Origin of the sequence: Burkholderia sp. Bp9140 (assembly GCF_003853425.1) — a bacterium.
In the GTDB taxonomy this organism is placed as follows: Bacteria; Pseudomonadota; Gammaproteobacteria; order Burkholderiales; family Burkholderiaceae; genus Burkholderia.
In genome coordinates this window covers 59,517-83,931 of sequence record NZ_QTPQ01000028.1, presented here as the reverse complement: position 1 = coordinate 83,931, position 24,415 = coordinate 59,517, and the positions used below count along the sequence as shown (strand labels likewise).

Below are 24,415 nucleotides of genomic sequence, written 5' to 3'. Positions count from 1 at the left end.
CACAGCGGCGCGACGGGCGCGCAGATGCGTCGCTAGAGCAGCGCAGGCAGGCCTTCGACGAGCAGGACCGCGACGCCGACACCGAGGATGACGCCGAGCACGCGCAGCAGGTTGTGGCGGAATTCGGTTGCGCACGGCACCGCGCCGAGAAATAGCGCTCCGGCCAGCGCCATCGGAATCAACAGGATGAAGTCGCCGATCGTGAAATAGGTCGTCATGCGTGTCTCCATAGTCGCGGGACCAGGCACCCGCGCCGCTTCCCGCCCCATGCCGGGCATTTCTCGTATTGGACCGACCCGATTGCGAGCGGGGCGGATGGTTCGAGTATAGGCAACCCCGTCGCGTTTTTCGCTATCCGAACCATTAAAAGTATGCGGAAAAACCCCCGCGATTCCGCATTTTTCCCGCGAACCGGACGAATGCCTTGCGCAATTCTTTCCCGTTCCTTTCGATTCGCGCGGAAACGTCGTACGTGTTCGATGCGGCCGCCGCACCCGCGGGCGCGGCGGCCCCTCCTTATGCGCGATCGGGTTGCGTGCGAACGGCCGGCGTGCGGAACACGAGCGCAAGCCCCGCGACGATCGCCCCCATGCCGGCGAGCGCGAGCGGCTCGGGCCGGTTGCCGAGCCAGACTGCGTCCATCAGCGTGGTGACGACGGGCACGAGATAGAACAGGCTCGTCACGTTGACGAGATCACCGCGCTGCATCAACCGGTAGAACAGCAGCTGCGCGATGACCGAGATCACGATGCCGAGCCACAGCAGCGACACGACGAACGCCCAGCCGACATCGAGCGAGACCGGCCGGAACGGCAGGATCGCCACGCACAGCACGAGGCCGATCGCGTTCTGCAGCGGCAGCACGTCGGCGGGTGCGGCGCGCACGCGCTTTTGCAGCAGCGAGCCGGCGGTCAGCGCGACGAGCGCCGTGAGCGCGCACGCGACGCCCATGAGCGGCAGGCCGGCGCCGCCCACGCCGCGGCACACGACGAGCGCGAGACCGGCCAGCGACAGCCCGAGCCCCGCGACGCGCATCGGCTGCCAGCGCCGCTCGACGATCGCGAGCGTGAGGATCGGCTGCACGCCGAGGATCGTCGCGAGCACGCCCGGTGCGATCCCGCGATCGAGCGCGAGCAGGTAGAAGATCGAATAGCCGCCCATCATCAGCAGGCCGGTCAGCGCGGCCATGCGCCGTTCGCCGCGCGGCGGCAGCCAGCGGCCGCGCAGGGTGGCCAGGACGAGCAGCACGAGTGACGCGAGCGCGAAGCGCGCGGTGAGAAAGACGAACGCGGATGCGTGACGCAGACCGAGTTCGGCGAAGATCGCGCCGCTGCTCCACAGCAGCACGAAGAGCGACGTCACGCCATGCGCGGCGAGCGCGCGTTTGAACGAAACCATGTGAATCCACCTGTCGAACGGATCGAAACGTTCCATGTCGCGCGCGCGGCAACGCGCCGTGCGTGATCACGCACGAACGGCCGCAAACGGGCGAATGGAAAACGGAAAACGCAAGTTGGCGGGTCAGCCGACGCGAGCCGCCGGCGGGGGCGGCGCGGCGCCGACGAGCGGCGGTGCGACAGGGGGAGGAAGGACCGACGGATGCGCGCACGCCTGCGGCCGCGAGTCGAACTGCGGCCGGGATTTTGCGAGAGCGGACGTGAGCGGATGCATCGTGTCGAAAGGCGCTTGAACGCGGATGAACGTCAAAGGTAACGCAAGGCGGCCATCCCGCGCAACCGGTGGCAAGCCGACGCCGCGCGCCCGACCGTCGGGCGGCGCGATTGCGTTCGACGCCGGCGCCGCCATGCGGCGACCGAGGGCGCGGTTCCGTCGGGTGCGCTCACGCGAAATCGCCGGATGGCCGGGGCAAAGGCCGGACGATACGTGCATTGCGCGATTCGCGTGCATGTCGCATGGCCGGCCGGATTCGGCAGGCAGTCACATTCGACAGGGTATGATGGGGGTATCCGCCCGTGCAAGCGCACGCGCGATGCAGTGGTTGATTGGAGACATTCGACGAATTCGCGGCACTTCACCCGCTTCTTCTTCTTTTCGCGCTTCGATAAACCGTGAACAATGGGATCACGCGCAACACCCCGGCGAGGGCGGCGCGGATCGTGCATTTGCCGGCTCGCCAGCGGGCCGGGTTTCAAGTTTCAAGAGTGGGGAACCATCATGCATGTCGGGTCGATTGTCTGTACTACCCATATCGCGGTGCCGAAGGGCGCGCGCGGCATCGTCCAGCGCGTTCTGGGCGACATGGCCATGGTGACCTGGTACGCGGGCGTGCCGGGCGAGTCGAAGGAACTCAACACCGAGCCGTTCTTTCTCGAGGACCTGATCGACACCGGCGAATCCGTGCTGCCGGCCGGCGCCGCGATCCACTGAGCACGCGCGCCGCACCGGACGCTCGTGTTTCGGCGCGGCTGACGGCACAATGCGGGGCATGAAAGACGTCACTTCCGCCCCTGCTGCTCCCGCCGGCCCGCCGTTCGCCGGCCTCACGCCCGAGTGCGTGCTCGACGCGCTCGACAGTGTGCTGATACCGGCCGGGCTGCGCACCGACGGGCGCCTGCTCGCCCTCAACAGCTACGAAAACCGCGTCTACCAGGTCGGCATCGAAGACGGCCCGCCCGTCGTCGCGAAGTTCTACCGGCCCGCACGCTGGTCGGACGACGCGATCCTGGAAGAGCATGCGTTCGTCGCCGAACTCGCCGCGCGCGAGATTCCGGCGGTGCCCGCGCGCGCGTTCGACGGCCGCACGCTGCACGCGTTCGACGGCTTCCGCTTCTCGATCTTCGAGCGGCGCGGCGGCCGCGCGCCCGATCTCGACCGCAGCGACACGCTCGAATGGCTCGGCCGTTTCATCGGCCGGATTCACGCGGTCGGTGCGACGCAGCCCTATGTCGCGCGTCCGGTGCTCGACATCCGCACGTTCGGCTACGAGCCGCGCGATTACCTGCTCGCGCACGATTTTCTTCCCGACGATGTACGGCCCGCCTACGAGACGGTGGTCGCGCTCGCGCTCGAAGGCGTCGAGGCCGCGTTCGAGCGTGCGGGCGACATCCGCCTGCTGCGCACGCACGGCGACTGCCATCCGAGCAACGTGCTGTGGACCGACGCGGGCCCGCATTTCGTCGACTTCGACGACAGCCGGATGGCGCCCGCGGTCCAGGACCTGTGGCTGCTGCTGCCGGGCGATCGCGACGGCGCGTCGCGCGCGCTCGCGGACCTGCTCGCCGGTTACGAGGATTTCTGCGAATTCGAGCCGCGCGAACTGCATCTGGTCGAAGCGCTGCGCACGCTGCGCTTGATCCACTACGCGGCCTGGCTTGCGCGCCGCTGGGACGATCCGGCGTTTCCGGCCGCGTTCCCGTGGTTCAACACGCATCGCTACTGGGAAGCACGCGTGCTCGAACTGCGCGAGCAGATCGGCGCGATGCAGGAGGGGCCGCTCTGGCCCGTGTGACGGCGCGCGCGGCAGCGTCGCCGCGCGGCATGTTCGGGGCGGGCCGCCGCGCGTTGCGCGCGGCCCCCATCGCTCAGAACTTCAGCATCATTTTGATCACCGCGGCGAAGCGCTTGCCGTAAGGCGGCGCGATCAGCCCGCGGGTGTTCAGGCGCGCCTGCGTGAGCACGGGCTTCATCTTCGAGAACGTCACGAAGCCGTCGTAGCCGTGATACGCACCCATCCCGCTCGCGCCGACGCCGCCGAATGGCAAGCTGCCGCACGCGATGTGCATCAGCGCGTCGTTGACCGTCACGCCACCCGAGATCGTTTCGCGCATCACGCGGTCGATCGTGCCGCCATCCTCGTCGAACAGGTACAGCGCGAGCGGTCGCGGACGCGCGTTCACATACGCGATCGCTTCGTCGAGCCGCTCGTACGGCACGAGCGGCAGCAGCGGCCCGAAGATTTCCTCCTGCATCAGCTGCGACGCGGCGGGCACGTGCGTGAGCGCGCACGGCACGAAGCGGCGCGACGCGGGATCGGACCGTGCGTCCGACAGCGGATGCAGTTGCGCGCCGGCCGCCTGCGCGTCGGTCGCAAGCTGTTGCAGCCGGGCGTAATGGCGCGGCGACACGATCGTCGTGTAGTCGCCGTTGGTCGACAGGTCCGGATACAGCCTCGCGAAGCGCGCCCGCGCGCGTTCGATGAACGCGGCTTCCATCCCGCGCGGCAGCAGCACGTAGTCGGGCGCGATGCAGGTCTGACCCGCATTCAGCGTCTTGCCGCTGATGATTGCGTCGACGGCCGCATCGAAGCGCGCATTCGGACCGACGATCGCCGGCGACTTGCCGCCGAGTTCGAGCGTGACGGGCGTGAGGTTGTCGGCCGCGGCGCGCATCACGTGGCGGCCGACATGCGTCGAACCGGTGAACAGCAGGTGATCGAACGGCAGCGCGCTGAACGCGGCGCCGATCTCGGCATCGCCGTTCACGACCGCGACGTGATCGCGCGAGAAGGTCTTCGCGATCAGCTGCTCGAACAGCGCCGACGTGCGCGGTGTCAGTTCGGACATCTTGATGATCGCGCGGTTGCCGGCCGCGAGCGCGCAGATCAGCGGCCCGGCCGCGAGCAGGATCGGATAGTTCCACGGCACGACGATGCCGACCACGCCGAGCGGCTGCGGCAGCACCTTCGCGCGCGCCGGCCGCAGCCACTTGTTCATCGGCTTGCGGATCGGCTTCATCCAGCGCTTGCCGTGCTTGAGTGCGTCGTCGATCTCTTCCTTCGCCATCCAGATTTCCGACAGCAGCACTTCCTGCTTCGCGCGATGCCCGAAGTCGGCGCTGATCGCATCGGCGAGCGCATCCGCATGATCGATCAGCATCGTGCGCAGCGCGCGCAGGTGCCGCGCACGGGCGTCCCACTCCGGATACGGCGCGCGCAGGTAGGCCGCGCGCTGGTCGCGCAGCAGCGTCGTCAGCGTATCGACCGACGGCAGCGCTTGCGGGGCCAGTTCGGGCAGGTCGTTCTTCATGTCGTCTCCTCCAGTTGGGCGTGGCACGTCGGCCAGCAGTCAGGCCGCACGTACCCGCTCGGCGAGCGTGGCGGGGCGGGTCGGGATGGCGCGCGTCGCGCGGCGCGGGGCCGGATGCGATGCGCGGTCGAAAACAGGGTGCAGCGTGCGGCAAGCGTCGCATCCGCGCGACGGTGCCCGCGTCGGAAAACGGGGTTGCACGGTCCGCGCGTCCGGCCCGATGCGATGTCCGGCCGGTGCGCGACGGCGCGCCGCGGGTGCTTGCGGGCGCACCGAAGCGGGGCCGCGCGAGGCGCGCGGCGACACACGTACCGGCAGGTCGTGCCGCTCACGCGACGCGCCGTCCAAACGGGCGGCGACACGCGGCGTCGTTCGATTTCGACCGGCCGCGCGCACGGTGCCGGCCGTTACTGTCCAGGCATCCGTTTGAAATGAAATGCGGGCCGCGCGCGGTGCGCCCGGACAACCCGGTCGGCCCGCGGCCCGCAGAACGTCGCGCTGCATCGTCGTCTCCCCAGTGTCGCGACAGCGCGGCTTCTGGCGGCCTGTGCATCGCGTCGCATCAATCGATACATCTTAAATTTAGTTCACGCGGGCGTTTAGAGGAATCGCTCTTGAATCGGCTTGCCGCGTGCGTGACGGCCATTCCTACAATGCCCGAACATTACAAGCGGGAGCCGGGCCGCGCCGGGCGCCGTTCATGACACGAAGGAGACGTGACATGCAATACGACTACATCATCGTCGGCGGAGGGTCGGGCGGGTCGAGCCTCGCCAGCCGCCTCGCCGATGCATGCCCCGACGCGACGATCGCGCTGATCGAGGCCGGTTCGCACACGGAGCGCAACCTGCTCGTCAACATGCCGGTGGGGATCGCCGCGCTCGTACCGTTCAAGCTCGGCACGAACTACGGTTACGAGACGGTGCCGCAGCCGGGCCTCGGCGGCCGTCGCGGCTACCAGCCGCGCGGGCGCGGGATGGGCGGCTCGAGCGCGATCAACGCGATGATCTACACGCGCGGCCACCCGGGCGACTACGACGAGTGGGCACAACTCGGCGCGACGGGCTGGGGCTGGCAGGACGTGCTGCCGTATTTCCGCCGCGCGGAAGGCAACGCGCGCGGCGCCGACGCCTGGCACGGCGCGGACGGTCCGCTGACGGTTTCCGATCTGCGCTTTCGTAATCCGTTCTCCGAACGATTCATCCAGGCCGCACATGCGGCCGGCTATCCGCTCAACGACGATTTCAACGGCGCGACGCAGGAAGGCGTCGGCTTCTATCAGGTCACGCATCGCGACGGCTCGCGCTGTAGCGTCGCGCGTGCGTACATCTACGGCCGCGACCGGCCGAACCTGCACGTGATCACCGATGCGACGGTGCTGCGCGTGGGCTTCGACGGCAAGCGCGCGGTCGGCGTCGTGGTGTCGCGCGACGGACGCGTCGAGACGCTCGGCGCGCGTGCGGAAGTGATCCTGTCGGCCGGCGCGTTCAATTCGCCGCAACTGCTGATGTGCTCGGGGATCGGTCCGGCGGAGCAGCTGCGCCGGCACGGCATCGCGGTCGTGCAGGACGCGCCGGACGTCGGCGCCAACCTGATCGACCATATCGACTTCATCATCAACACGCGCGTGAATTCGTCGGAGCTGGTCGGCGTCTGCCTGCGCGGGATCGCGAAGATGACGCCGGCGCTCGCGCGCTATTTCTCGAGCCGCACGGGGATGATGACGAGCAACGTCGCGGAGGCCGGCGGCTTCATCAAGAGCGATCCGTCGCTCGACCGACCGGACCTGCAGCTGCATTTCTGCACGGCGCTCGTCGACGACCACAACCGCAAGATGCACTGGGGCTTCGGCTATTCGCTGCACGTGTGCGCGCTGCGCCCGTTCAGCCGCGGCACGGTCGCCCTCGCGAGCGGCGATGCGCGCGACGCGCCGCTGATCGATCCGCGCTTCTTCAGCGACACGCGCGATCTCGACCTGCTCGTGCGCGGCGCGCAGGCAATGCGCCGGATCCTGTCGCAGGCGCCGCTTGCGTCGCAGGGCGGGCGCGAGCTGTACACGCGGGCGGACCAGAGCGAAGCCGAGCTGCGCGCGACGATCGTCGCGCACGCCGACACGATCTATCACCCGGTGGGCACCTGCCGGATGGGTTCCGATGCGCGCGCGGTCGTGGATCCGCAACTGCGCGTGCGCGGTGTCGAAGGGCTGCGGGTGGTGGATGCGTCGGTGATGCCGACGCTGATCGGCGGGAACACGAATGCGCCGTCGGTGATGATCGGCGAACGCGCGGCGGACTTCATCGTCGCGACGCACCGGGGCGGCGTGCCGCGCGGCGAGGCGGCCGCGACGGTGCACGGCCGCTGAGCGGCGCGATGCTCAGGCGAACGTATCGACGAGGCCCGCGCGGCTCACGGTCGCGGCGGCGGCTGCGGATTGCGCAGCGTCGACCGGTGCGTCGACGGCTGACGATCCGGCGCGTGCGCGCGGCGACGATTGGCCGCCGGCGAAGCGCTGTTGCGGGTTCTGCTGCTGCGAAGCGAAGCCGCCGTCGCTGACGGTCGCGCTGCCCAGGCCGAGCCCGCCCGCTTCCATCGCTTCGCGCAGCTTCGGCAGCGCGGCTTCCACCGCATCGCGCACCTGTGCGTGCTGCGATACGAACAGCGCATGCGCGTGGTTGTCCGCGACACGCAGCACGACCTGCAGCGGGCCGAGGTCCGGCGGGTTCAGCGTCAGCTCGGCGCTCTGCTGGTGCGCGTTCGACAGGAACACGACCTTCTGGCTCAACGCGTCGGTCCAGTCGGCGGTCCCGACATGCGGGGCCAGCACATGCGGGTTGGCCGCGGCGATCGAGCTTGCGGCGGGCGATGCCGGGATGTTTGCTTGTGCAGCTGCCGCAGCCGTCGCGGCGGCTGCGGCCGTTGCGTCGGCAGTCGGGCCGGCGGTTTCCTCGGCGGCCGCGAGTGCGTGCGCGGCGGGCTGGCCGGTTGCGCCGGCCTGCAGCGCCGGTGCGGTGGCTTGCGTGGGCGTCTGCTGCGTCGCGAGCGCGCCTTTCGCGTCGGCGAGCGTGCGGTCGAAGGTCGGGACTGTCGGCGTCAGCGGTGCGGCGGCGGCCGATGCGGATGTCGTCGATGCCGGCGCTGCCGTTGCCGTTGCCGTGCTCGCCGCAGGCATCGCGATCGCACCCGCGCCGCCGGTCAGCTTCGCCAGCGCGGCCTGCAGCGCGTCGCGGCCCGATGCGGGCACGGCCGGCTCGGCGGCCGCATTCTTGCCTGCATGATTCGTCAGCGCGGCCGCGGCGTCCGGCTGGCCGGACACGGCCGTCGTTTGCGTGGCCGTGGCGGCGGTAGCGGCGTCGGCCGGCATCGTGCCGTTCGCGCGCGCCTGCAGCTGTGCCTGCACGGCGGCGGCCGCGGCGAGCGCGGCGGCGTCGGGATTGGGCGTCGCGATCGCATCGTCGGCCGACTGGTCGTCGTCGCGGTCGGCGGGTTTCGCGCCGGCGGCCGGCGTCGACGACGCCTGTTTCGTCGCGGCGTCCGGCTTGCCGGCGTTCGCCGCGTCGTGCCGCGTGTCGACGCTTTGCTTCAGCGTCTGCGCGAACGGCACGGCGGCCGGGCTGGTTGCGGCATCGTTGCCGGCGGACGTCGCGGCGGCGGACGAACCCGCGCCGCGGACGGCCTTGAGTGCGGTGCCGGCGGTGTCGAGCAGCGCGCCGAGCAGGGGCAGGGGAGACATGACGGTTCTCTCGTTCGAAAGCGGTGAGCGATTACGCCGAGCGGGCCGCGTCGGCCCGCATGCGCAGGATCTTCGCGGCGTGTTCGTCCGCGTCGCGCTGTTCGCGCTTCACGGCACGCTGCGCTTCCTGCGCGACGCCGCGCGCCTGCAGGATTTCGTATGAGCCGACGGTGCGTTTCTTCTGTTGCCAGTTCGGGCGCGCCTCGTCGATACGGAGTTCGGCCGCGGCAAGCACATTGCGCTGTTGCGCGATCGCCGCGTCGAGCGTATCGATGAACGCCTGGAAATTGCGCCAGTTGCCGGCCGGCATCCCGTGCTGCGCGGATTGCGCGAAGCGCGCATGGTATTCGTCGCGATAGCGCAGCAGCGCATCGAGCTGTTCGGCGGCCGCGCTGCGGTCGCGCTGCGCGGTGCCGAGCTGCTTCGCGGCGGTGTCGAGATCTTCCTGCGCGCGGTCGAGCAGCAGTTGAAGGGGAAAGCCGGGTGCCATCGGGATCAGCCTCCGTGTACGTCGAACAGCGCATCGAGCGCAGTGAGGCTCGACACGAACGGCGCGCATTCGCGAAAGCCCTGCTGCAGGAACGATTCGATGCGCGGATAGAGCGCGATGGCGCGGTCGAGCTGCGCGTCGCGGCCCGGTGCATAGGCGCCGACCGCGATCAGGTCGCGATTGCGCTGGTAGCGCGACAGCATCTGCTTGAACTGCCGCACGCGGTCGAGATGCGGTTCGTCGATCAGCGCGGTCATCGCGCGGCTGATCGACGCCTCGATGTCGATCGCCGGATAGTGGCCGGCCTCGGCGAGCGCGCGCGACAGCACGATGTGGCCGTCGAGGATCGCGCGCGCCGAGTCGGCGATCGGGTCCTGCTGGTCGTCGCCTTCGGTCAGCACCGTGTAGAACGCGGTGATCGAGCCGCCGCCTTCGGGCCCGTTGCCGGTGCGCTCGACGAGCGCCGGCAGCTTCGCGAACACCGACGGCGGATAGCCCTTGGTCGCGGGCGGCTCGCCGATCGCGAGCGCGATCTCGCGCTGCGCCATCGCGTAGCGCGTCAGCGAATCCATCAGCAGCAGCACGTGCTTGCCCTGGTCGCGGAAATACTCGGCGAGCGACGTCGCGTAGGCCGCGCCCTGCATCCGCAGCAGCGGCGAGACGTCCGCCGGCGCCGCGACGACGACCGAGCGCGCGAGCCCGTCCTCGCCGAGGATCTGTTCGATGAATTCCTTCACTTCGCGGCCGCGTTCGCCGATCAGCCCGATCACGATCACTTCCGCGCTCGTGTAGCGCGCCATCGTGCCGAGCAGCACCGACTTGCCGACGCCGGAGCCGGCGAACAGGCCCATCCGTTGCCCACGGCCGACGGTGAGCAGCGCGTTGATCGCGCGCACGCCGACGTCGAGCACGTGGTGGATCGGCTCGCGATCGAGCGGGTTGATCGACGGCGCCGACAGCGGTGCGTCGAGTTTCGACGCGAGCGGGCCCAGACCGTCGAGCGGGCGGCCCGACGCATCGACGACGCGCCCGAGCATTTCCCAGCCGACCGGCAGCCGCTTCGCGCCGGCGAGCGGATCGGCGACGGGCGCGGCCTCCAGCGGCCACACGCGCGCGCCGGGCAGCACGCCTGCGACGTCGGTGGTCGGCATCAGGAACAGGCGGTCGCCGGAGAACCCGACGACTTCCGCTTGCGCGTGCGGCAGCGTGCTGCCGGGCGGCAGTTCGATCGTGCATTCCGCGCCGACCGACAGGCGCAGCCCGATCGCCTCGAGCACGAGGCCCGCGGCGCGCGTGAGACGCCCGCACGGGCGCAGCGGCAGCGCGTGGTGGCTGCGTGTCGAGAGACCGTTCAGGTGCGTGCGCCAGTGCGCGAGATGCGGATTGTGCGGTGCACGCGGCGCGTCGTCTGAAGCGTGTGCCGCGTGCGGATCGGCGCCGTGCGCGGGGTCATGCGCTGTGTCATGCGCGTGGTCGGGGCCGAACGACGCGAGCGCGAGTTCGCGCTCGAGCGGCGTCATTCCGTCGTACAGGATCGATTCGAGCGTGGGCGTCACCATGCGCTCACCTTGCCGATCGCGGCGGCGACGCGCTGCCAGCGGGTGGGCAGCGTCGCATCGACCTCGCCCGTCGCGGCGTGCGCGCGGCAGCCGCCGCGCTCGATCGACGCGTCCGTGCGCACGTTCCAGCCGAGCGTATCGAGATCGTCCTGCAGATAGGCTTCGACGACGGGCAGGTCAGCCGGATTCACCGCCAGATGCGGCGCGCCGGACAACGCGGGTTCGGCGGCGAGCACGTCGCGCACGGCCGCGACGAGCGCGGCGGGATCGTGCTTCACGTGCTGGCGCACGACCTGCTGCGCGATGTCGAGCGCGAGCTGCGCGAGATCGGACGCGAGATCGTGCTCGACGCCCGACACGGCTTCGCGGAACGATGCGGCGAGCGCCGCGAGCTGCGCGGCCTGTTCGCGGGCTTCGGCCCGGCCGGCCTCGAAGCCCTGCTCGCGGCCCTGGTCGAACCCGGCCTGGTAACCCAGCGCCTGGCCTTCGACGTGGCCGGCCGCATGGCCTTCGGCATGCGCGGCGTCGCGCACGCGCTGCAGTTCCTCGGCGAGTGCGGCGGCGGCCGCTGCCGCGTCGTCGGGCGGCGGCGGGGGCGGCGGCGGATCGAACGACGCCATCTCCCACCGCTGGTACGCGGTGAGGGTGCCGACGCGCTCGCGCGGGGAATCAGACATATGCGTCTTCCGCCTTGCCGCCGATCACGATCTGGCCGCTTTCGGCGAGGTTGCGCACGATCTGCAGGATGCGGCGCTGCTGCGTCTCGACCTCGGACACGCGCACCGGCCCGCGCGCGTCGAGATCCTCGGCGAGCAGCTCGGCCGCGCGTTGCGACATGTTCGCGAGGAACTTCTGGCGCAGCGCGGGCGGCGCGCCCTTCAGCGCGATGATCAGCGTTTCCGACTCGACTTCCTTCAGCACCATCTGGATCGCGCGATCCTCGAGGTCGAGCAGGTTCTCGAACACGAACATCTGGTCGACGATCTTCTGCGCGAGGTCGGCGTCGTACTGGCGCACGCTTTCGAGCACGCCTTCCTCATGATTGCTCGTCATGAAGTTGAGGATCTCGGCCGCGGTGCGGATGCCGCCCATCGGGCTGCGCTTCAGGTTGTCGCTGCCGGACAGCAGGCCGGTCAGCACGTCGTCGAGCTCGCGCAGCGCGGCCGGCTGGATGCCGTCGAGCGTCGCGATCCGCAGCAGCACGTCGTTGCGCAGCCGCTCGGTGAAGCACGACGCGATTTCGGATGCCTGGTCGCGGTCGAGGTGCACGAGGATCGTCGCGATGATCTGCGGATGCTCGTTCTTGATCAGTTCGGCGACGGCGCCCGAGTCCATCCACTTCAGGCCCTCGATGCCGCTCGTGTCGCTGCCCTGCAGGATCCGGTCGATCAGCACGCCGGCCTTGTCCTCGCCGAGCGCCTTGGTCAGCACCGAGCGGATGTACTCGCTCGAATCGAGCGACAGCGCGGTGTGCTGCTCGGCTTCCTTCGCGAACTCCTGCAGCACGTCCTCGACCTGCTCGCGCGTGACGTTCTTCAGCGCGGCCATCGCAGCGCCGATCTTCTGCACCTCGCGCGGCGCGAGGAACTTGAATACTTCAGCGGCCTCTTCCTCGCCGATCGACATCAGCAGCAGCGCGCTCTTGGTCAGGCCTTCAGCGTTCATCGGACACCCAGTTCTTCACGACGGTGGCGACGATCTTCGGATCCTGGCGGGCGATCGTGCGCGCGTAGTCGAGGTTGCGTTCGTAGCGGTTCTTTTCGTTCTCGAAGCCGAGCAGCAGCGGATCGGGCTCGTCGGCCTTGTCCGGCGCGGGCAGGCCGTCGAGCGCGACGGCATCCTCCGGCGCCGCGAGCGCCGGTGCGACCGGCTCGGGCGGCGGGAACGCGCGGCGCATCGCCGGGCGCACGAACATGAAATAGAGCGCCGCCGCGGCCGCCGCGATGCCGAGCCACTTCGCGGCTTCCTTCGCCATCGCGATCATGTCCGGCTGGCGCCACCACGGCAGGTCGGCGTACGGGTCGCTGACGGTCGAGAACGCGCTGTTCACGACGTTGACCGAGTCGCCGCGCTTCTCGTCGTAGCCCATCGCGTCCTTCACGAGCTGCTCGATCTGCGCGAGCTTGGCGGGCGGCAGCGGCTGCATCGTCACTTTGCCCTTCGCGTCGGCGACCGGCTGGTAGTTGACGACGACGGCGACCGACAGCCGCTTCACGTTGCCCATCGGCTGCTCGACGTGGCGGATCGTCTTGTCGAGTTCGTAGTTGGTCGTCTGGTCCTTGCGGTCGCTGACGGGCGTCGACTGCGGCCCGTTCTGGCCGTTGCCGGCGACGATCGGCGCGGACGCCGGCTGCGGCGGCGTGTTCGACAGCGCGCCCGGCACGCCCGATGCGCCGCCCTGCGCGAGTTCGGTCGCGCTGCTGGTCTGCTGGCTGCGGATCGCGGCCTGCTGCGGCGTGGCGTTCGGGCCGTAGCTTTCCGAGGTCTGTTCGAGCTTCGAGAAATCGATGTCCGCACTGACCTGCGAGCGCGCGTTGCCGGTGCCGAAGATCGGCGCGAGGATCGCGTCGATGCGCTTCTGCGTGTTGCGCTCGACCTGCTGCACGTATTTCAGCTGGCTCGCGTCGAGGCCGGAGGCCGAAGCGGACTGCGTCAGCAGGTTGCCGTCCTGGTCGACGATCGTCACGTTCTTCGCGGGCATGTCGGGCACGCCGGACGACACCATCCGCGTGATGGCCTGCACCTGGCCCTCGTCGAGCACGCGGCCCGGGTAGAGGTCGACGAACACCGACGCGCTCGGCGCTTCCTTGTCGCGCACGAATACCGACGGCTTCGGGATCGCGAGATGCACGCGCGCGCCGCGCACCGCGTTGATCGATTCGATCGTGCGCTGCAGCTCGCCTTCGAGCGCGCGCTGGTAGTTCACCTGCTCGGCGAACTGGCTGATGCCGAATTTCTGGTTGTCCATCAGCTCGAAGCCGACCGAGCCGCCCTTGGGCAGGCCCATCGCGGCGAGCTTCAGGCGCGTTTCATGCACCTGGTTCGACGGCACGAGGATCGCGCCGCCGGCGTCGGCGAACTTGTAGGGAACGTTTGCCTGCTGGAGCGCGGCGATGATCGCGCCGCCGTCGCGGTCCGACAGGTTGCTGTACAGCACGCGATAGTCGGGCGCGCGGCTCCACAGCACGAGCGCGGTGAGCGCGGCGATCGCGAGGGCGACGGCGATCACGAACGGCAGCTTCGGGTTGCCCTTCATCCGCGAGATGCCGGGGATGCGTTCCGCGAAGCCGCCGAACCCGAAGTCCGCGCCGGCGCCGCCTGCTCCCGGCAACGCGGCGGCCACGGTGGCGCCTGGCACCGGGCTGGCGAGGCCCGTGCGGGCGTCGGGGTTGATCAGCGAGTTGGCCTGCGAATCCATGCGTGGAATTTCTCCGGAGCGGGACGACTGAGCCGCTCGGACGAGCGGACGGACAATGACACGATGCGATTATCGGGACCCGGGCGCGACTCCGATCGACCGAAAAGAGCGGGGTTTCCCCCGTACTTTCGCGGCTTTGGCGCGCGCCGCGCTGCTATCCTTTTTCGCGATCCGGCATGGTGCGCGTGGTGCGGCGCCGGCGGAAACGCCCGGTCGGTCCGGGTTTCTTCTCTTATGTCTGGGGACAGCATGGCTGCCAACGTCAGCGGAATCGGTTCGGTGTTGCAACAGATGCAGGCGATGGCCGCGCAGGCGGGCGGCGGCGTCGCGAGCCCGACGGCGGCGCTCGCCGGCTCGGGCGCCGCGACGGCCGGCACGTTCGCGAGCGCGATGAAGGCGTCGCTCGACAAGATCAGCGGCGACCAGCAGCACGCGCTCGGCGAGGCGCACGCGTTCGAGGTCGGCGCGGCGAACGTGTCGCTGAACGACGTGATGGTCGACATGCAGAAGGCCAACATCGGCTTCCAGTTCGGGCTCCAGGTCCGCAACAAGCTGGTGAGCGCGTACAACGACATCATGCAGATGTCGGTGTGATGCGACGGCCACCCGGCGACGGGCATCCGGGGCCGCCCACCCCCGGAGCGGCCGGCCGGGCCGGCGGCCCGCGCGCCTAAAGCTTTTCAATTCCCTTCCGATAACTGCGGTACAAGGCCGCGTCGTGCAATGCAGGGCGGCGGCTTCCGCATAGCCAACGCATCACAAGGAGAAGCGCATGTTTTCCCCAGGACACGCTGGAGCCAGTGCGTACGCGCGTGTCGGCGTCGAGACGGGGGTGATGGGCGCCTCCCCCCACCGGCTGATCGCGATGCTGTACCAGGGCGCGCGGCAGGCCATCGCGCTCGCACGCATGCATCTGCAGCAGGGCAACGTGCCCGCACGCGGCGAAGCGATCGGCAAGGCGATCGGGATCGTCGAGAGCGGCCTGCAGGCGGCGCTGAACCGCGACGCGGGCGGCGAGATCGCCGGGCGCCTCGACGCGCTGTACGCGTATATCGTCCGGCGCCTGCTCGAAGCCAACGTGCACGCGAGCGACGCGATGCTGGTCGAGGTCGACGGACTGCTCGCGACGCTCGAGGAAGCGTGGACGGGCATCGCCCCCGAAGTCGCACGGATGGCCGCGCAACAGGCGGTGGACGCGGCACGATGAATCTCAAGGCCGAATACTTCGCTCGCTACGAGGCGCTCGCGGCCGTGTCGGGCCGCATGCTGAGCGCGGCGCGCGGTGCCGACTGGAGCGCGCTGCCGGAGTTGCAGGCCGAATTCCTGCGGCTCGTCGACGGGCTGAAGGAGGCCGATCCGGGCGTCGCGCTCGACGAATCGGACCTCGGCCGCAAGCTGGCGCTGATCCGCCGCATCCTCGCCGACGACGCCGCGATCCGCGATCTCGCGAGCCCGGAAGTCGCGCGGCTGTCCGCGCTGTTCGAGGCGCGGCGCTCGACCAGGGTATTGACCGATCTCTACCGCGCTCGCGGATAGTGCCCGTTTGCCGGGGCCGCGGTTGCCGCGTCTCCGGCTTCGCAACGATGTGGCTGAGGTGAGCAGGCTCCGATCATGACCGGTATCGACTCCGTTGCGGCCGCCCTGCTGGCGAGCCGCCTCGACAGCCTGCTGACCGGCACCGTGCCGGCGTCCGCCGGCGGCGGCGCGACCGCGCAGGTCGGCACGCCGGGCGCCGGCGCGTCAGCGCCGTCCTCGGCGGGCGCACCGCCGGCCGCGCCGCCGGCGTCCGCGCAGACCGCGCTGTCCGACGTCGCGCTCGTGCTCGACGCGATCTCGCGCACGGGCGGCGTCGCGACACCCGTGATCGCCGGGCGCACGCCGCTGCTGGCCGATCCTTCCGTGCTGCTGAGCGCGGCGGCCGTGCCGCCGGACGGGCGGCCGGCAGCCGGCCCGGCTGCGTCCGCGGCCGCTTCTTCCGCTGCATCGCCTGCTGCATCGCCCGCGTCCGACGTCGCGGCCGCGCGTGCTGCGGCGGACGCGCCGCCCGTCGCGGCGCTGCGCGCGGCGCTCGCGCAGGCCGTGAGCGAAAGCGGGCTCTTTTACGAATCCCATCTCGCGCAGTGGCTGGCCGGCCAGCGGCCGCTCGCCGCGCTGATGCGCGAACCGCAGGCGCGCCTCACGACCGCGCCGGTGCAGCCGGCCCCGGATGCCGCGCAGCACGATGCGCCCGATCTGCTCGACGAATTGCTCGCGCAGCGTCTGCCGTTGCCGGCGGCCGCGCCGCGACCCGCCGCGCAGCCAGGCGCACCGGTGCCGGGCGGTGCGGCCCCGCACGAGCTGGCACCGAGCGCGCAGGCGGCCGCCCGGCAAGGCACTGCGCCGGGGACGGCCGGAATGGCCGACCCGCTCGGCGGCCACCCCGACACGCGCTGGACGTCCGCGCGCGCCGAACTGGCCGCCGCGTCGGCCGATCCGCAGGCGCAGGCATCGGCGCCCGTGCATCCGGCCGCCGTGCCGATCGTCCGGCAGCAGCTCGATGCACTCGCGACCGACCAGTTCCGCTGGACGGGCGAGGCATGGCCCGGCGCGCGGCTCGACTGGACGATCGAACCCGACGATCCGGGCGGCCCCGGGTCGCGCGGCGGCGGCGACGCCGGTGACGGGATCGCATGGCGCACGCGCCTGACGCTGACGCTGCCGTCGCTCGGGACGGTCGACGCGGAACTGGTATTGAACGGCAAGCAGCTCGTCGCGCGGCTGCGCGCGAATTCGGCCGGCGCCGACCGGCTCACGCGGAACGAGGCCGCGCTGCGGCAGCGGTTCGAGGGATCCGGTCTGCAACTCGGCGGGCTGTCGATCCGCGCGGTCGGCGACGAACCGGACGGCTTCGACCCGCTCGTCGCGCAGGCCGCCGCTGCCGCGTATGCGCGCAGCGCGGCCGGCGGCACGCCGGGCGCCGACGACGAGGCGCCGCGATGAGCATGACGTCCCGCAAGCGCGCGGCCGCGCTCGTCTACGATCCGAAAGGCGGCGATGCCGCGCCGCGCGTGGTCGCGAAGGGATATGGCCTGCTCGCCGAGATGATCGTCGCCCGTGCGCGCGACGCGGGGCTGTACGTGCATACCGCGCCGGAGATGGTGTCGCTGCTGATGCAGGTCGACCTCGACGACCGGATTCCGCCGCAGCTTTACCAGGCCGTCGCGGATCTGCTCGCGTGGCTGTACGCACTCGATCGCACCGAGCCCGAGCCGGGCGGCGCCGCGCCGCGCTTTCCGCTGCCGCCGCTGCGCCGCTGAGTACACGGCGGCCCGGTTTCTTGCGAAATGCTGTCCCTGTCTTTCGTCATCATTTCGTCGGCATTTTTCTTCTATTGACCGGGATCGGTGCGCAATCCGCGCGCTTTATCGGCTATCGCGGGAGTTTCGCGCTCGCCTGCCGTGCGCACGCGGATTGAGCGGCCGCGTCATTTATGTAATGATATCCATTCTCATTTTCATGCTATCCCGGGCGGCGCACGTTTTCCGTGCGCCGCCCGTTGCTTTGAACGAATGGACATTCTCGCGTGAACGCGCCCGAAACGATCGCCCCGCCGCAGGCGGGCATGCCCCCCGCGGGTCCCGCGGGTGTCACCGTGCTGCATCCGGCCGCACGTCCCCTGAGCGATGCCGAACTGGCGGCGCGCCGTCAGCGTTCGCGCCGCGCGACCTTCATCAAATGGCTGCGCAAGGTGCACGGCTGGGTCGGGTTATGGGGCGCGGTGCTCGGGCTGCTGTTCGGCGTGACGGGTGTGCTGCTCAACCACCGCGCGCCGCCGCTGAAGATCTCGACCGGCGAACCGCAGGTCGAGCAGATGCAGATCGCGTTGCCGGACCCGGCGCCGAAGTCGCCCGCCGCGATGACGAAGTGGCTGCAGCGCGAGCTGCACTTCGACGGCCGGCCGGGGCGCGTGCGCAAGGAGCCCGCGCAGCCGGTCGCCTGGGGCGACAAGCGCGTGATGCAGCCCGAGCACTGGCAGATGGGCCTGTTCGGGCCGCACCAGAACCTGCAGGCCGAATACTGGGTCGGCAACGGCTACGTGTCGGTGAAACGCACCGGTAACACGTTCCTGACGACGCTGAACAACCTGCATCGCGGCGTCGGCATGAATCTCGGCTGGGTGCTGTTGATGGACACGATCGCGGGTTCGCTGATCCTGTTGTCGCTGACGGGCGTGCTGCTGTGGACGGAGCTGAACAAGCGCCGCACGGTCGGCGTCGTGCTGGTGGCCGGCTCGGTCGCCGCGGCGCTCGCCGCGGGCCTCGCCTGACGCCACCGCCGAAGCGCGCCGGCTTGCTGCCGGCGGGTGGTGCGTGCATCCGGCGCAACGGCCCTGCGCCGGTGCCGGTGGGCCTCAGAGGCCGCAGGTCGCGCCGTTGTTTGCCGCGATCTCGCGGGCGGCCTTCGCGCCCTCGACCTGCAGGAGCGTCGGCAGCGACACGTTGTTCTTCGCGGCCGTGACCTCGGCGAGGATCGAGATCGCGATTTCCGGCGGCGTGCGGCTGCCGATGTAGATGCCGGCCGGCCCGTGCAGCCGCGCCAGTTCCGCGTCGTTCAGGTCGAATTCGAGCAGCCGCTCGCGCCGCGCTGCGTTGTTGCGCCGCGAGCCGAGCGCGCCTACGTAGAACGCGGGCGTCTTCAGCGCCTCCATCAGCGCGAGATCGTCGAGCTTCGGGTCGTGCGTGAGCGCGATCACGGCCGAACGTGCGTCGAGCTTCATGTCGAGCACCGTGTCGTCGGGCATCGTGTGCACGACGCGCGTGCCCGGCACGTCCCACGCATCCGTGTACTCCTCGCGCGGATCGCAGACCGTCACCTGGTAGTCGAGCCCGACCGCGATCTGGCACAGATAGCGCGACAACTGTCCCGCGCCGATCACGAGCATCCGGTAGCGCGGCCCGTGGATCGTCACGAGCCGTTCGCCGTCGAACGCGAGCCCGTCGGTCGCCTGCGCGGGCGACAGCGACGCGCGGCCGGTCGCGAGCGTCATCGTGCGCGTAACGAGGCGGCCGGCTTCCACCTCGGCGCACAACGCGGCGATCCCGCTGTCGCGCGTGAGCGGTTCCAGCACGAGCTGGATCGTGCCGCCGCAGGGCAGCCCGAAGCGGTGCGCTTCCTCGGCCGTCACGCCGTACTTGGCGGCTTCCGGGCGCGCGTCGGCCGCGATGCCGCTCGCATGCACGCGGGCGATCAGGTCGTCCTCGATGCACCCGCCGGACACGGAGCCGACCACGAGCCCGTCCTCGCGCACCGCGAGCATCGCGCCCTCGGGGCGGGGCGACGAGCCCCACGTCTTCACGACCGTCACGAGCAGCACGCGGCGCCCTTCGTCGAGCCAGCGCGCGCTGGATTTCAGTACATCGAGATCGACGCTTTCCATCATCTTTTCCTGTTGCCGGGCGGTCTGCCGGTCCGGACCCATCGTTCGATGGCGGGATTATGAACCGCGCGGCGCGCGCATGCAGGCAGCGTGCGCATCATCCGCGCAAATCCGGAGGATCGGGCAAGACGTCGCGACGATCGGGCAGCGGCCGCGCGCGGGAGCGGCGCGGCGGCGGGTGCCGGGCGGCGGCTGGTTCGACAGGGGGCGAGGGCGCGCCGCACGGGGCCGGTCATGGCCGTGTGCGGCATCGCAACGCCGCACACGGCGTGCGGCGTGCGCACGCGGCGGCGCGGGTCAATGCGCGTCGTGGCCGCCGCGGGCGAGCTTCGAGTGGTGGCGCGAATACAGGAAGTAGATCACGAGGCCGATCACGAGCCAGATGCCGAATGCGGCCCACGTGACGGGCTGCAGGTTCAGCATCAGGAACAGGCACGCGCCGACCGCGAGGATCGGCACCACCGGCACGCCCGGGCAGCGGAACGCGCGCGGCAGCTCCGGGTGCGTGCGGCGCAGCACCAGCACCGCGATCGACACCATCGAGAACGCGGCGAGCGTGCCGATGTTGATCAGCTCGGCGAGCACGTTGAGCGGCACGAGCGCGGCGATCAGCCCGAAGAACAGGCCGACGAGCCAGGTCGTCAGGAACGGCGTCGCGTAGCGCGGATGCACGCGCGACAGCGTCGCCGGCAGCAGCCCGTCGCGCGACATCGCGAAGATGATCCGCGTCTGGCCGTAGCTCATCACGAGGATCACGGTGAGCATGCCGAGCACCGCGCCGAGATCGATGAAGCCCGCGACCCACTTCTCGCCGGCGATCTGCAGCGCATACGAGATCGGGTGCGACACGTTCGCGTACTGGGCCGCCGGCACGATGCCGGTGGCGACCGCCGCGACCGTCACGTACAGCACCGCGCATACCGCGAGCGACGCGATGATGCCGATCGGCAGGTCACGCTTCGGATTCTTCACTTCCTCGGCCGCCGACGACACCGCGTCGAAGCCGATGAACGCGAAGAACATCACGGCCGCCGCGCCGAACACGCCGTTCCAGCCGTGCGGCATGAACGGCTTCCAGTTTGCGGGCGTCACGTGGAACAGGCCGACCGCGATCACGAGCAGCACCACCGACACCTTGATGAACACCATGATGTTGTTGATGCGGGTCGACTCGCGGATGCCGATCGACAACAGCGTCGTGATCACCACCATCACGAGGAACGCCGGCAGGTTGAACCACGTGACGACGCCCGGGATCGCGCCGGGCGCGGCGGTCAGCACGGTCGGCAGCGAGAGCCCGAAGCCCTGCAGCAGCGACTGCAGGTAGCCCGACCAGCCGACCGACACGGCCGACGCCGCGAGGCCGTATTCGAGCATCAGGTCCCAGCCGATGATCCAGGCGACGAGCTCGCCGAGCGTCGCGTACGAATACGTGTAGATCGAGCCCGCGACCGGAATCGTCGACGCGAACTCGGCGTACGACAGCGCCGCGAGACCGCACGCGATCGCGGCGATCACGAACGACAGCATCAGCGCGGGGCCGGCCTGCACGGCGCCCGTGCCGGTCAGCACGAAGATCCCGGTGCCGATGATCGCGCCGATGCCGAGGAAGGTGAGGTCGATTGCGCCGAGCGCTTTCTTGAGCCCGGCGCCGTGCGCACCGGCGATCATGCGATCGACGTTTTTCTTGCGGAAGAGGGACATTGCGGATGAGTCTCCAGCGCGCGCGAGCGCGGCGGCGCCGAGTGAGTGAAAACCCGGAATTTTAGCCGATTTGGCGCGCAAGACCCGCTGCGGCGCAGCGGCGCGCTCCGGAATCGTCCGATAAAACAAGCGCTTGCACGCAACGCGCGCGGGCCGGGGCCGGCCCGGAGGTGGCCGGCGCGGTGAATCGCACGATTCCGGCGAATGCGATGGATCAGGCGCCCGACGCGGGTGCCATGTCGACGAGCCGGTTGCTCATCACGTAGAACGTCAGTTCCGCGTTGTTCGACAGCCGCATCTTCTCGAGCAGCCGCGACCGGTACACGCTGACCGTCTTCACCGACAGCGACAGCGTGTTCGCGATGTCGGTGAGGCGCTTGCCCGATGCGAGCATGCAGAGCGTCTGGTATTCGCGATCGGACAGCTTCTCGTGCGGCAGCGGTTCGTTCTCGAACGACACGTATTCGGCGAGCGCCTCGGCCATCGCCGGGCTCACGTACTTGCGGCCGGCCGCGACCTGCTGGATCGCGCCGATCATCTGCGCGGCATTCACCGTCTTCGACAGGTAGCCGGCCGCGCCGGCCTTCAGCGCGCGCACCGCGTACTGGTCCTCGCGGTACATCGAGAACATCAGCACCGGCGTGCCCGGCAGCTTGCGCTTGATGCGCTTGAGCAGCTCGATGCCGTTCGTGTCCGGCAGCGAGATGTCGAGCAGGATCACGTCGAAGGTCCGGCGGTCGACGGCGGCGATCGCATCGCTGCCGGTCTCGGCTTCGGTCACTTCGCGCGCGACGCCGCGGTCGATCAGCAGGTGGCGGATCCCTTGCCGGACGATCGCGTGATCGTCCACGAGCAGGATGTTCAGGCTCATGGCGACCTCACGAAAGCGATGCGCGGCGCGCGGCGGCCGGCACCGCGAACAGCGAGTCCCACGCGAAGCGCGCGGTGACGCGCGTGCCGCGGCGCGATTCCGGCGCGCTCGCGTCGAAGCTGCCGCCGAACGCCTCGCAGCGTGCGCGCATCCCGGCGAGGCCGTAGCCGGCGCGCCGGTTGCGCGAGAAACCGGTCCCATCGTCGGTGACGATCAGGGACAGATGCGAGCGGTCCGTGTCGATGTGCATGTCGACGGACGTCGCACGCGCATGCTTCGCGACGTTCGACAGCGCTTCCTGCGCGACGCGGAAGATCGCGAGCGCGCTGGCGCCGGCGAGTTGCGTGAGCCGAGCGTCGGCCGCGCAGACGAAGCTCGTGCGCAGGCCGGTGCGGGCCGCGTGGCTGTCGACCCATGCCGACAAGGCGCCGATGACGCCGCCGTCGAGCGCCGGCGTGTCGCGCTCGTCGATCAGCCGGCGGTTCGCGTCGGTCGCGGCGTCGAGCGCCCGCTGCGCCAGTTCGAGCGCGCGCAGGCAACCGTCCGGCGCATCGGCCGGCAGCCATGTTTGAACGTTTGCGAGCGCGAAACGCGCGGCGGTGAGTTCGGCGCCGAGCCCGTCATGCAGCTCGCCGGCCAGATGGCGGCGGGCCGCTTCGTCGGCGGCCATCAGTTGGGTGGACAGCGCCGCGATCCGGGTCGCGGATGCGTCGCCGTTGGGCAGGGCTTCGGCCATGGGCGTGGCTGCGCCGCAACCGTGCACGTGCGGCTGCGACGGGAACGGGGCGCGGGCGCCCGGAGGCGCGTTGAGCGACGTATCCATGACTCTCCCTGCTGTCAGAAAGCGGTTCAGGCACCGGCTGGCTGCGTGGATTGGCTGCCGTTTCGATGACGGCCGCCGCCAGAGAATCGCCCCATGCCGAGGTAACAAAAGTTACAACTTGTAACGTTTGAGTCCGACCCTTCAATGGCCATCCGAGGGGCAACCACGCGGGCCGAATAATATCTCAAAAATTCTGAAAAAGTCATGTCAGGCGGACATTTAAGGGTAAATGTGAATAATCGGGACGAAGCCATTGTAGGAAAAACACCGACACGAAAGCACCCGGCCGGCCCGTATCCAAATGTAACTATTTGAGATGGTATGGTCTCAATTTGTTACGAATTCGCCAAGAGGGGACGAAAAAAAACCGGAGCTTTTGCTCCGGTTCTTGATACGGCACAAATTCGCAGATCGATCAGTCCACGAACGCGCGCTCGATCACGTAGTGACCCGGAGCGCTGTTCTTGCCTTCGACCAGGCCGGCCTGCTTCAGCAGGTCGGTCGTGTCCTTCAGCATCGCGGTGCTGCCGCACAGCATCACGCGGTCGTTTTCCGGCGAGAACGCCGGCACGCCGAGATCCGTGAACAGCTTGCCCGTCGCGATCAGGTCGGTGATCCGGCCCTCGTTGTCGAACGCTTCGCGCGTGACCGTCGGGTAGTAGACGAGCTTTTCCTTGATGATGTCGCCGAGGTACTCGTGGCCCGGCAGGTCGTGCTTGATGTAGTCCATGTACGCCAGTTCGCCCTTCAGGCGGCACGTGTGCGTCAGGATGACCTTGTCGAAGCGTTCGTAGATGTCCGGATCGCGGATGATCGACATGAACGGCGCGAGGCCCGTGCCGGTCGACAGCATCCACAGCGTCTTGCCGGGCAGCAGGTTGTCGGCGACGAGCGTGCCGGTCGGCTTCTTGCCGATCAGCACGGGGTCGCCCACCTTCAGGTGCTGCAGGCGCGACGTCAGCGGGCCGTTCTGGACCTTGATGCTGAAGAATTCGAGGTGCTCTTCGTAGTTCGGGCTGACGATCGAGTAGGCGCGCGCGAGCGGCTTGCCCTCGACCTCGAGGCCGACCATCGTGAATTCGCCGTTGTTGAAGCGCAGGCTCGGCTCACGGGTGCAGGTGAAGCTGAAAAGCGTGTCGGTCCAGTGATGGACGGATTGGACGGTGGCGGTGTCGTATTTGCTCATGGCTTTGAAAACGGACGCGCGTGGCGAACGCGTGTAACGGGCCCAAAAACGGGCAAAAAACCGAGTGCGTCGGCCCGATCGCGGATCGGCCGGCCGGCGCGTCGGACACGCGCCTTCTCGATGACAGACGTTTGAGGAACTCGTTATTTTACCCTGCTTGGGGCCGATGCGGGCTTGACCCGCGCGGCTGCGCGGATTTGGCGCAACGAATCATTTCAACAAGCTTTCAACGA

General features: G+C 69.6%; 23 protein-coding genes. 9 read left to right on the top strand and 14 right to left on the bottom strand.

Annotated elements, in window-relative coordinates; all coding sequences use genetic code 11:
• Positions 1-32: 32 nt before the first annotated feature.
• Entirely contained in the window at positions 33-218 is a 186-nt protein-coding gene (locus DIE21_RS23120) for a hypothetical protein (protein WP_014895742.1), read from the bottom strand.
• A 298-nt stretch (positions 219-516) separates the two neighbouring features.
• Entirely contained in the window at positions 517-1,398 is an 882-nt protein-coding gene (locus DIE21_RS23115; protein WP_124499898.1) for a DMT family transporter, read from the bottom strand.
• 777 nt (positions 1,399-2,175) lie between these two features.
• Between DIE21_RS23115 and DIE21_RS23100 the strand changes: the two genes are divergently transcribed.
• Both DIE21_RS23100 and DIE21_RS23095 read left to right on the top strand, forming a co-directional pair.
• Entirely contained in the window at positions 2,176-2,388 is a 213-nt protein-coding gene (locus DIE21_RS23100) for a hypothetical protein (protein ID WP_011886311.1), read from the top strand.
• A gap of 58 nt (positions 2,389-2,446) precedes the next feature.
• Positions 2,447-3,469, top strand: coding sequence for a serine/threonine protein kinase (locus DIE21_RS23095; RefSeq protein ID WP_409364646.1), 1,023 nt, complete (start codon positions 2,447-2,449; stop codon positions 3,467-3,469).
• Positions 3,470-3,542: 73 nt separating this feature from the next.
• Here DIE21_RS23095 and DIE21_RS23090 read toward each other — a convergent pair whose 3' ends face one another.
• Positions 3,543-4,985 (bottom strand): coniferyl aldehyde dehydrogenase, encoded by a 1,443-nt coding sequence (locus DIE21_RS23090; RefSeq protein WP_124499895.1) that lies wholly within the window; start codon positions 4,983-4,985, stop codon positions 3,543-3,545.
• A 721-nt stretch (positions 4,986-5,706) separates the two neighbouring features.
• On the opposite strand from DIE21_RS23090, the gene DIE21_RS23080 reads away from it, so the two are divergent.
• Positions 5,707-7,347 carry a GMC family oxidoreductase gene (locus tag DIE21_RS23080; protein ID WP_124499894.1) on the top strand — a complete coding sequence of 547 codons (1,641 nt, stop codon included), beginning with the start codon at positions 5,707-5,709 and terminating at the stop codon, positions 7,345-7,347.
• A 12-nt stretch (positions 7,348-7,359) separates the two neighbouring features.
• On the opposite strand, the gene DIE21_RS23075 is transcribed toward DIE21_RS23080, so the two are convergent.
• From DIE21_RS23075 to fliF, 6 genes are read right to left on the bottom strand one after another with little or no spacing between them, the layout of a single operon-like run.
• A complete protein-coding gene (locus DIE21_RS23075; RefSeq protein WP_124499893.1) occupies positions 7,360-8,715 on the bottom strand; it encodes a flagellar hook-length control protein FliK in 1,356 nt (451 codons plus the stop codon).
• Between the two features lie 31 nt (positions 8,716-8,746).
• Positions 8,747-9,205, bottom strand: a complete 459-nt coding sequence (gene fliJ, locus DIE21_RS23070) for a flagellar export protein FliJ (RefSeq protein ID WP_124499892.1) — start codon at positions 9,203-9,205, stop codon at positions 8,747-8,749.
• Between the two features lie 5 nt (positions 9,206-9,210).
• Positions 9,211-10,764 (bottom strand): flagellar protein export ATPase FliI, encoded by a 1,554-nt coding sequence (fliI, locus tag DIE21_RS23065; RefSeq protein WP_124499891.1) that lies wholly within the window; start codon positions 10,762-10,764, stop codon positions 9,211-9,213.
• Positions 10,758-11,441 carry a flagellar assembly protein FliH gene (fliH, locus tag DIE21_RS23060; protein ID WP_124499890.1) on the bottom strand — a complete coding sequence of 228 codons (684 nt, stop codon included), beginning with the start codon at positions 11,439-11,441 and terminating at the stop codon, positions 10,758-10,760. The genes fliI and fliH overlap by 7 nt, the downstream gene beginning before the upstream one ends.
• Positions 11,434-12,429: a flagellar motor switch protein FliG gene (gene fliG / locus DIE21_RS23055; protein ID WP_124499889.1), complete on the bottom strand. Its 996-nt coding sequence runs from the start codon at positions 12,427-12,429 to the stop codon at positions 11,434-11,436. Before fliG ends, fliH begins: the two co-directional genes overlap by 8 nt.
• On the bottom strand, positions 12,419-14,182 hold the full coding sequence (gene fliF, locus DIE21_RS23050; protein WP_124499888.1) for a flagellar basal-body MS-ring/collar protein FliF: 1,764 nt from the start codon (positions 14,180-14,182) through the stop codon (positions 12,419-12,421). Before fliF ends, fliG begins: the two co-directional genes overlap by 11 nt.
• A gap of 249 nt (positions 14,183-14,431) precedes the next feature.
• Here fliF and fliE point away from each other — a divergent pair, with 249 nt between their 5' ends.
• The 6 genes from fliE to DIE21_RS23020 all read left to right on the top strand — a co-directional run bounded on the left by fliE (position 14,432) and on the right by DIE21_RS23020 (position 18,488).
• Positions 14,432-14,776: a flagellar hook-basal body complex protein FliE gene (gene fliE / locus DIE21_RS23045; RefSeq protein ID WP_124499887.1), complete on the top strand. Its 345-nt coding sequence runs from the start codon at positions 14,432-14,434 to the stop codon at positions 14,774-14,776.
• Positions 14,777-14,954: 178 nt separating this feature from the next.
• Complete coding sequence (fliS, locus tag DIE21_RS23040) at positions 14,955-15,389, top strand: flagellar export chaperone FliS (protein ID WP_124499886.1); 435 nt, start codon at positions 14,955-14,957, stop codon at positions 15,387-15,389.
• Positions 15,386-15,718 (top strand): flagellar protein FliT, encoded by a 333-nt coding sequence (locus DIE21_RS23035; protein WP_124499885.1) that lies wholly within the window; start codon positions 15,386-15,388, stop codon positions 15,716-15,718. Before fliS ends, DIE21_RS23035 begins: the two co-directional genes overlap by 4 nt.
• Before the next feature lie 75 nt (positions 15,719-15,793).
• Positions 15,794-17,161 (top strand): flagellar hook-length control protein FliK, encoded by a 1,368-nt coding sequence (locus tag DIE21_RS23030; RefSeq protein ID WP_124499884.1) that lies wholly within the window; start codon positions 15,794-15,796, stop codon positions 17,159-17,161.
• The gene (locus DIE21_RS23025) at positions 17,158-17,478 is read left to right on the top strand and encodes an EscU/YscU/HrcU family type III secretion system export apparatus switch protein (protein WP_124499883.1); all 321 of its coding nucleotides are present in this window, start codon (positions 17,158-17,160) and stop codon (positions 17,476-17,478) included. The genes DIE21_RS23030 and DIE21_RS23025 overlap by 4 nt, the downstream gene beginning before the upstream one ends.
• 266 nt (positions 17,479-17,744) lie before the next feature.
• On the top strand, positions 17,745-18,488 hold the full coding sequence (locus tag DIE21_RS23020; protein WP_185640674.1) for a PepSY-associated TM helix domain-containing protein: 744 nt from the start codon (positions 17,745-17,747) through the stop codon (positions 18,486-18,488).
• A gap of 84 nt (positions 18,489-18,572) precedes the next feature.
• Here the strand turns inward: DIE21_RS23020 and DIE21_RS23015 are convergent, their stop codons facing one another.
• The 5 genes from DIE21_RS23015 to DIE21_RS22995 form a co-directional block, all read right to left on the bottom strand.
• Complete coding sequence (locus DIE21_RS23015) at positions 18,573-19,598, bottom strand: XdhC family protein (protein WP_124499882.1); 1,026 nt, start codon at positions 19,596-19,598, stop codon at positions 18,573-18,575.
• Between the two features lie 297 nt (positions 19,599-19,895).
• Complete coding sequence (locus DIE21_RS23010; protein ID WP_124499881.1) at positions 19,896-21,302, bottom strand: amino acid permease; 1,407 nt, start codon at positions 21,300-21,302, stop codon at positions 19,896-19,898.
• A 214-nt stretch (positions 21,303-21,516) separates the two neighbouring features.
• Positions 21,517-22,173: a response regulator transcription factor RqpR gene (rqpR, locus tag DIE21_RS23005; RefSeq protein ID WP_124499880.1), complete on the bottom strand. Its 657-nt coding sequence runs from the start codon at positions 22,171-22,173 to the stop codon at positions 21,517-21,519.
• Between the two features lie 7 nt (positions 22,174-22,180).
• Positions 22,181-22,996, bottom strand: coding sequence for a quorum system sensor histidine kinase RqpS (rqpS, locus tag DIE21_RS23000; RefSeq protein ID WP_124499879.1), 816 nt, complete (start codon positions 22,994-22,996; stop codon positions 22,181-22,183).
• A 415-nt stretch (positions 22,997-23,411) separates the two neighbouring features.
• Entirely contained in the window at positions 23,412-24,182 is a 771-nt protein-coding gene (locus tag DIE21_RS22995) for a ferredoxin--NADP reductase (protein ID WP_124499878.1), read from the bottom strand.
• Positions 24,183-24,415: the final 233 nt, after the last annotated feature.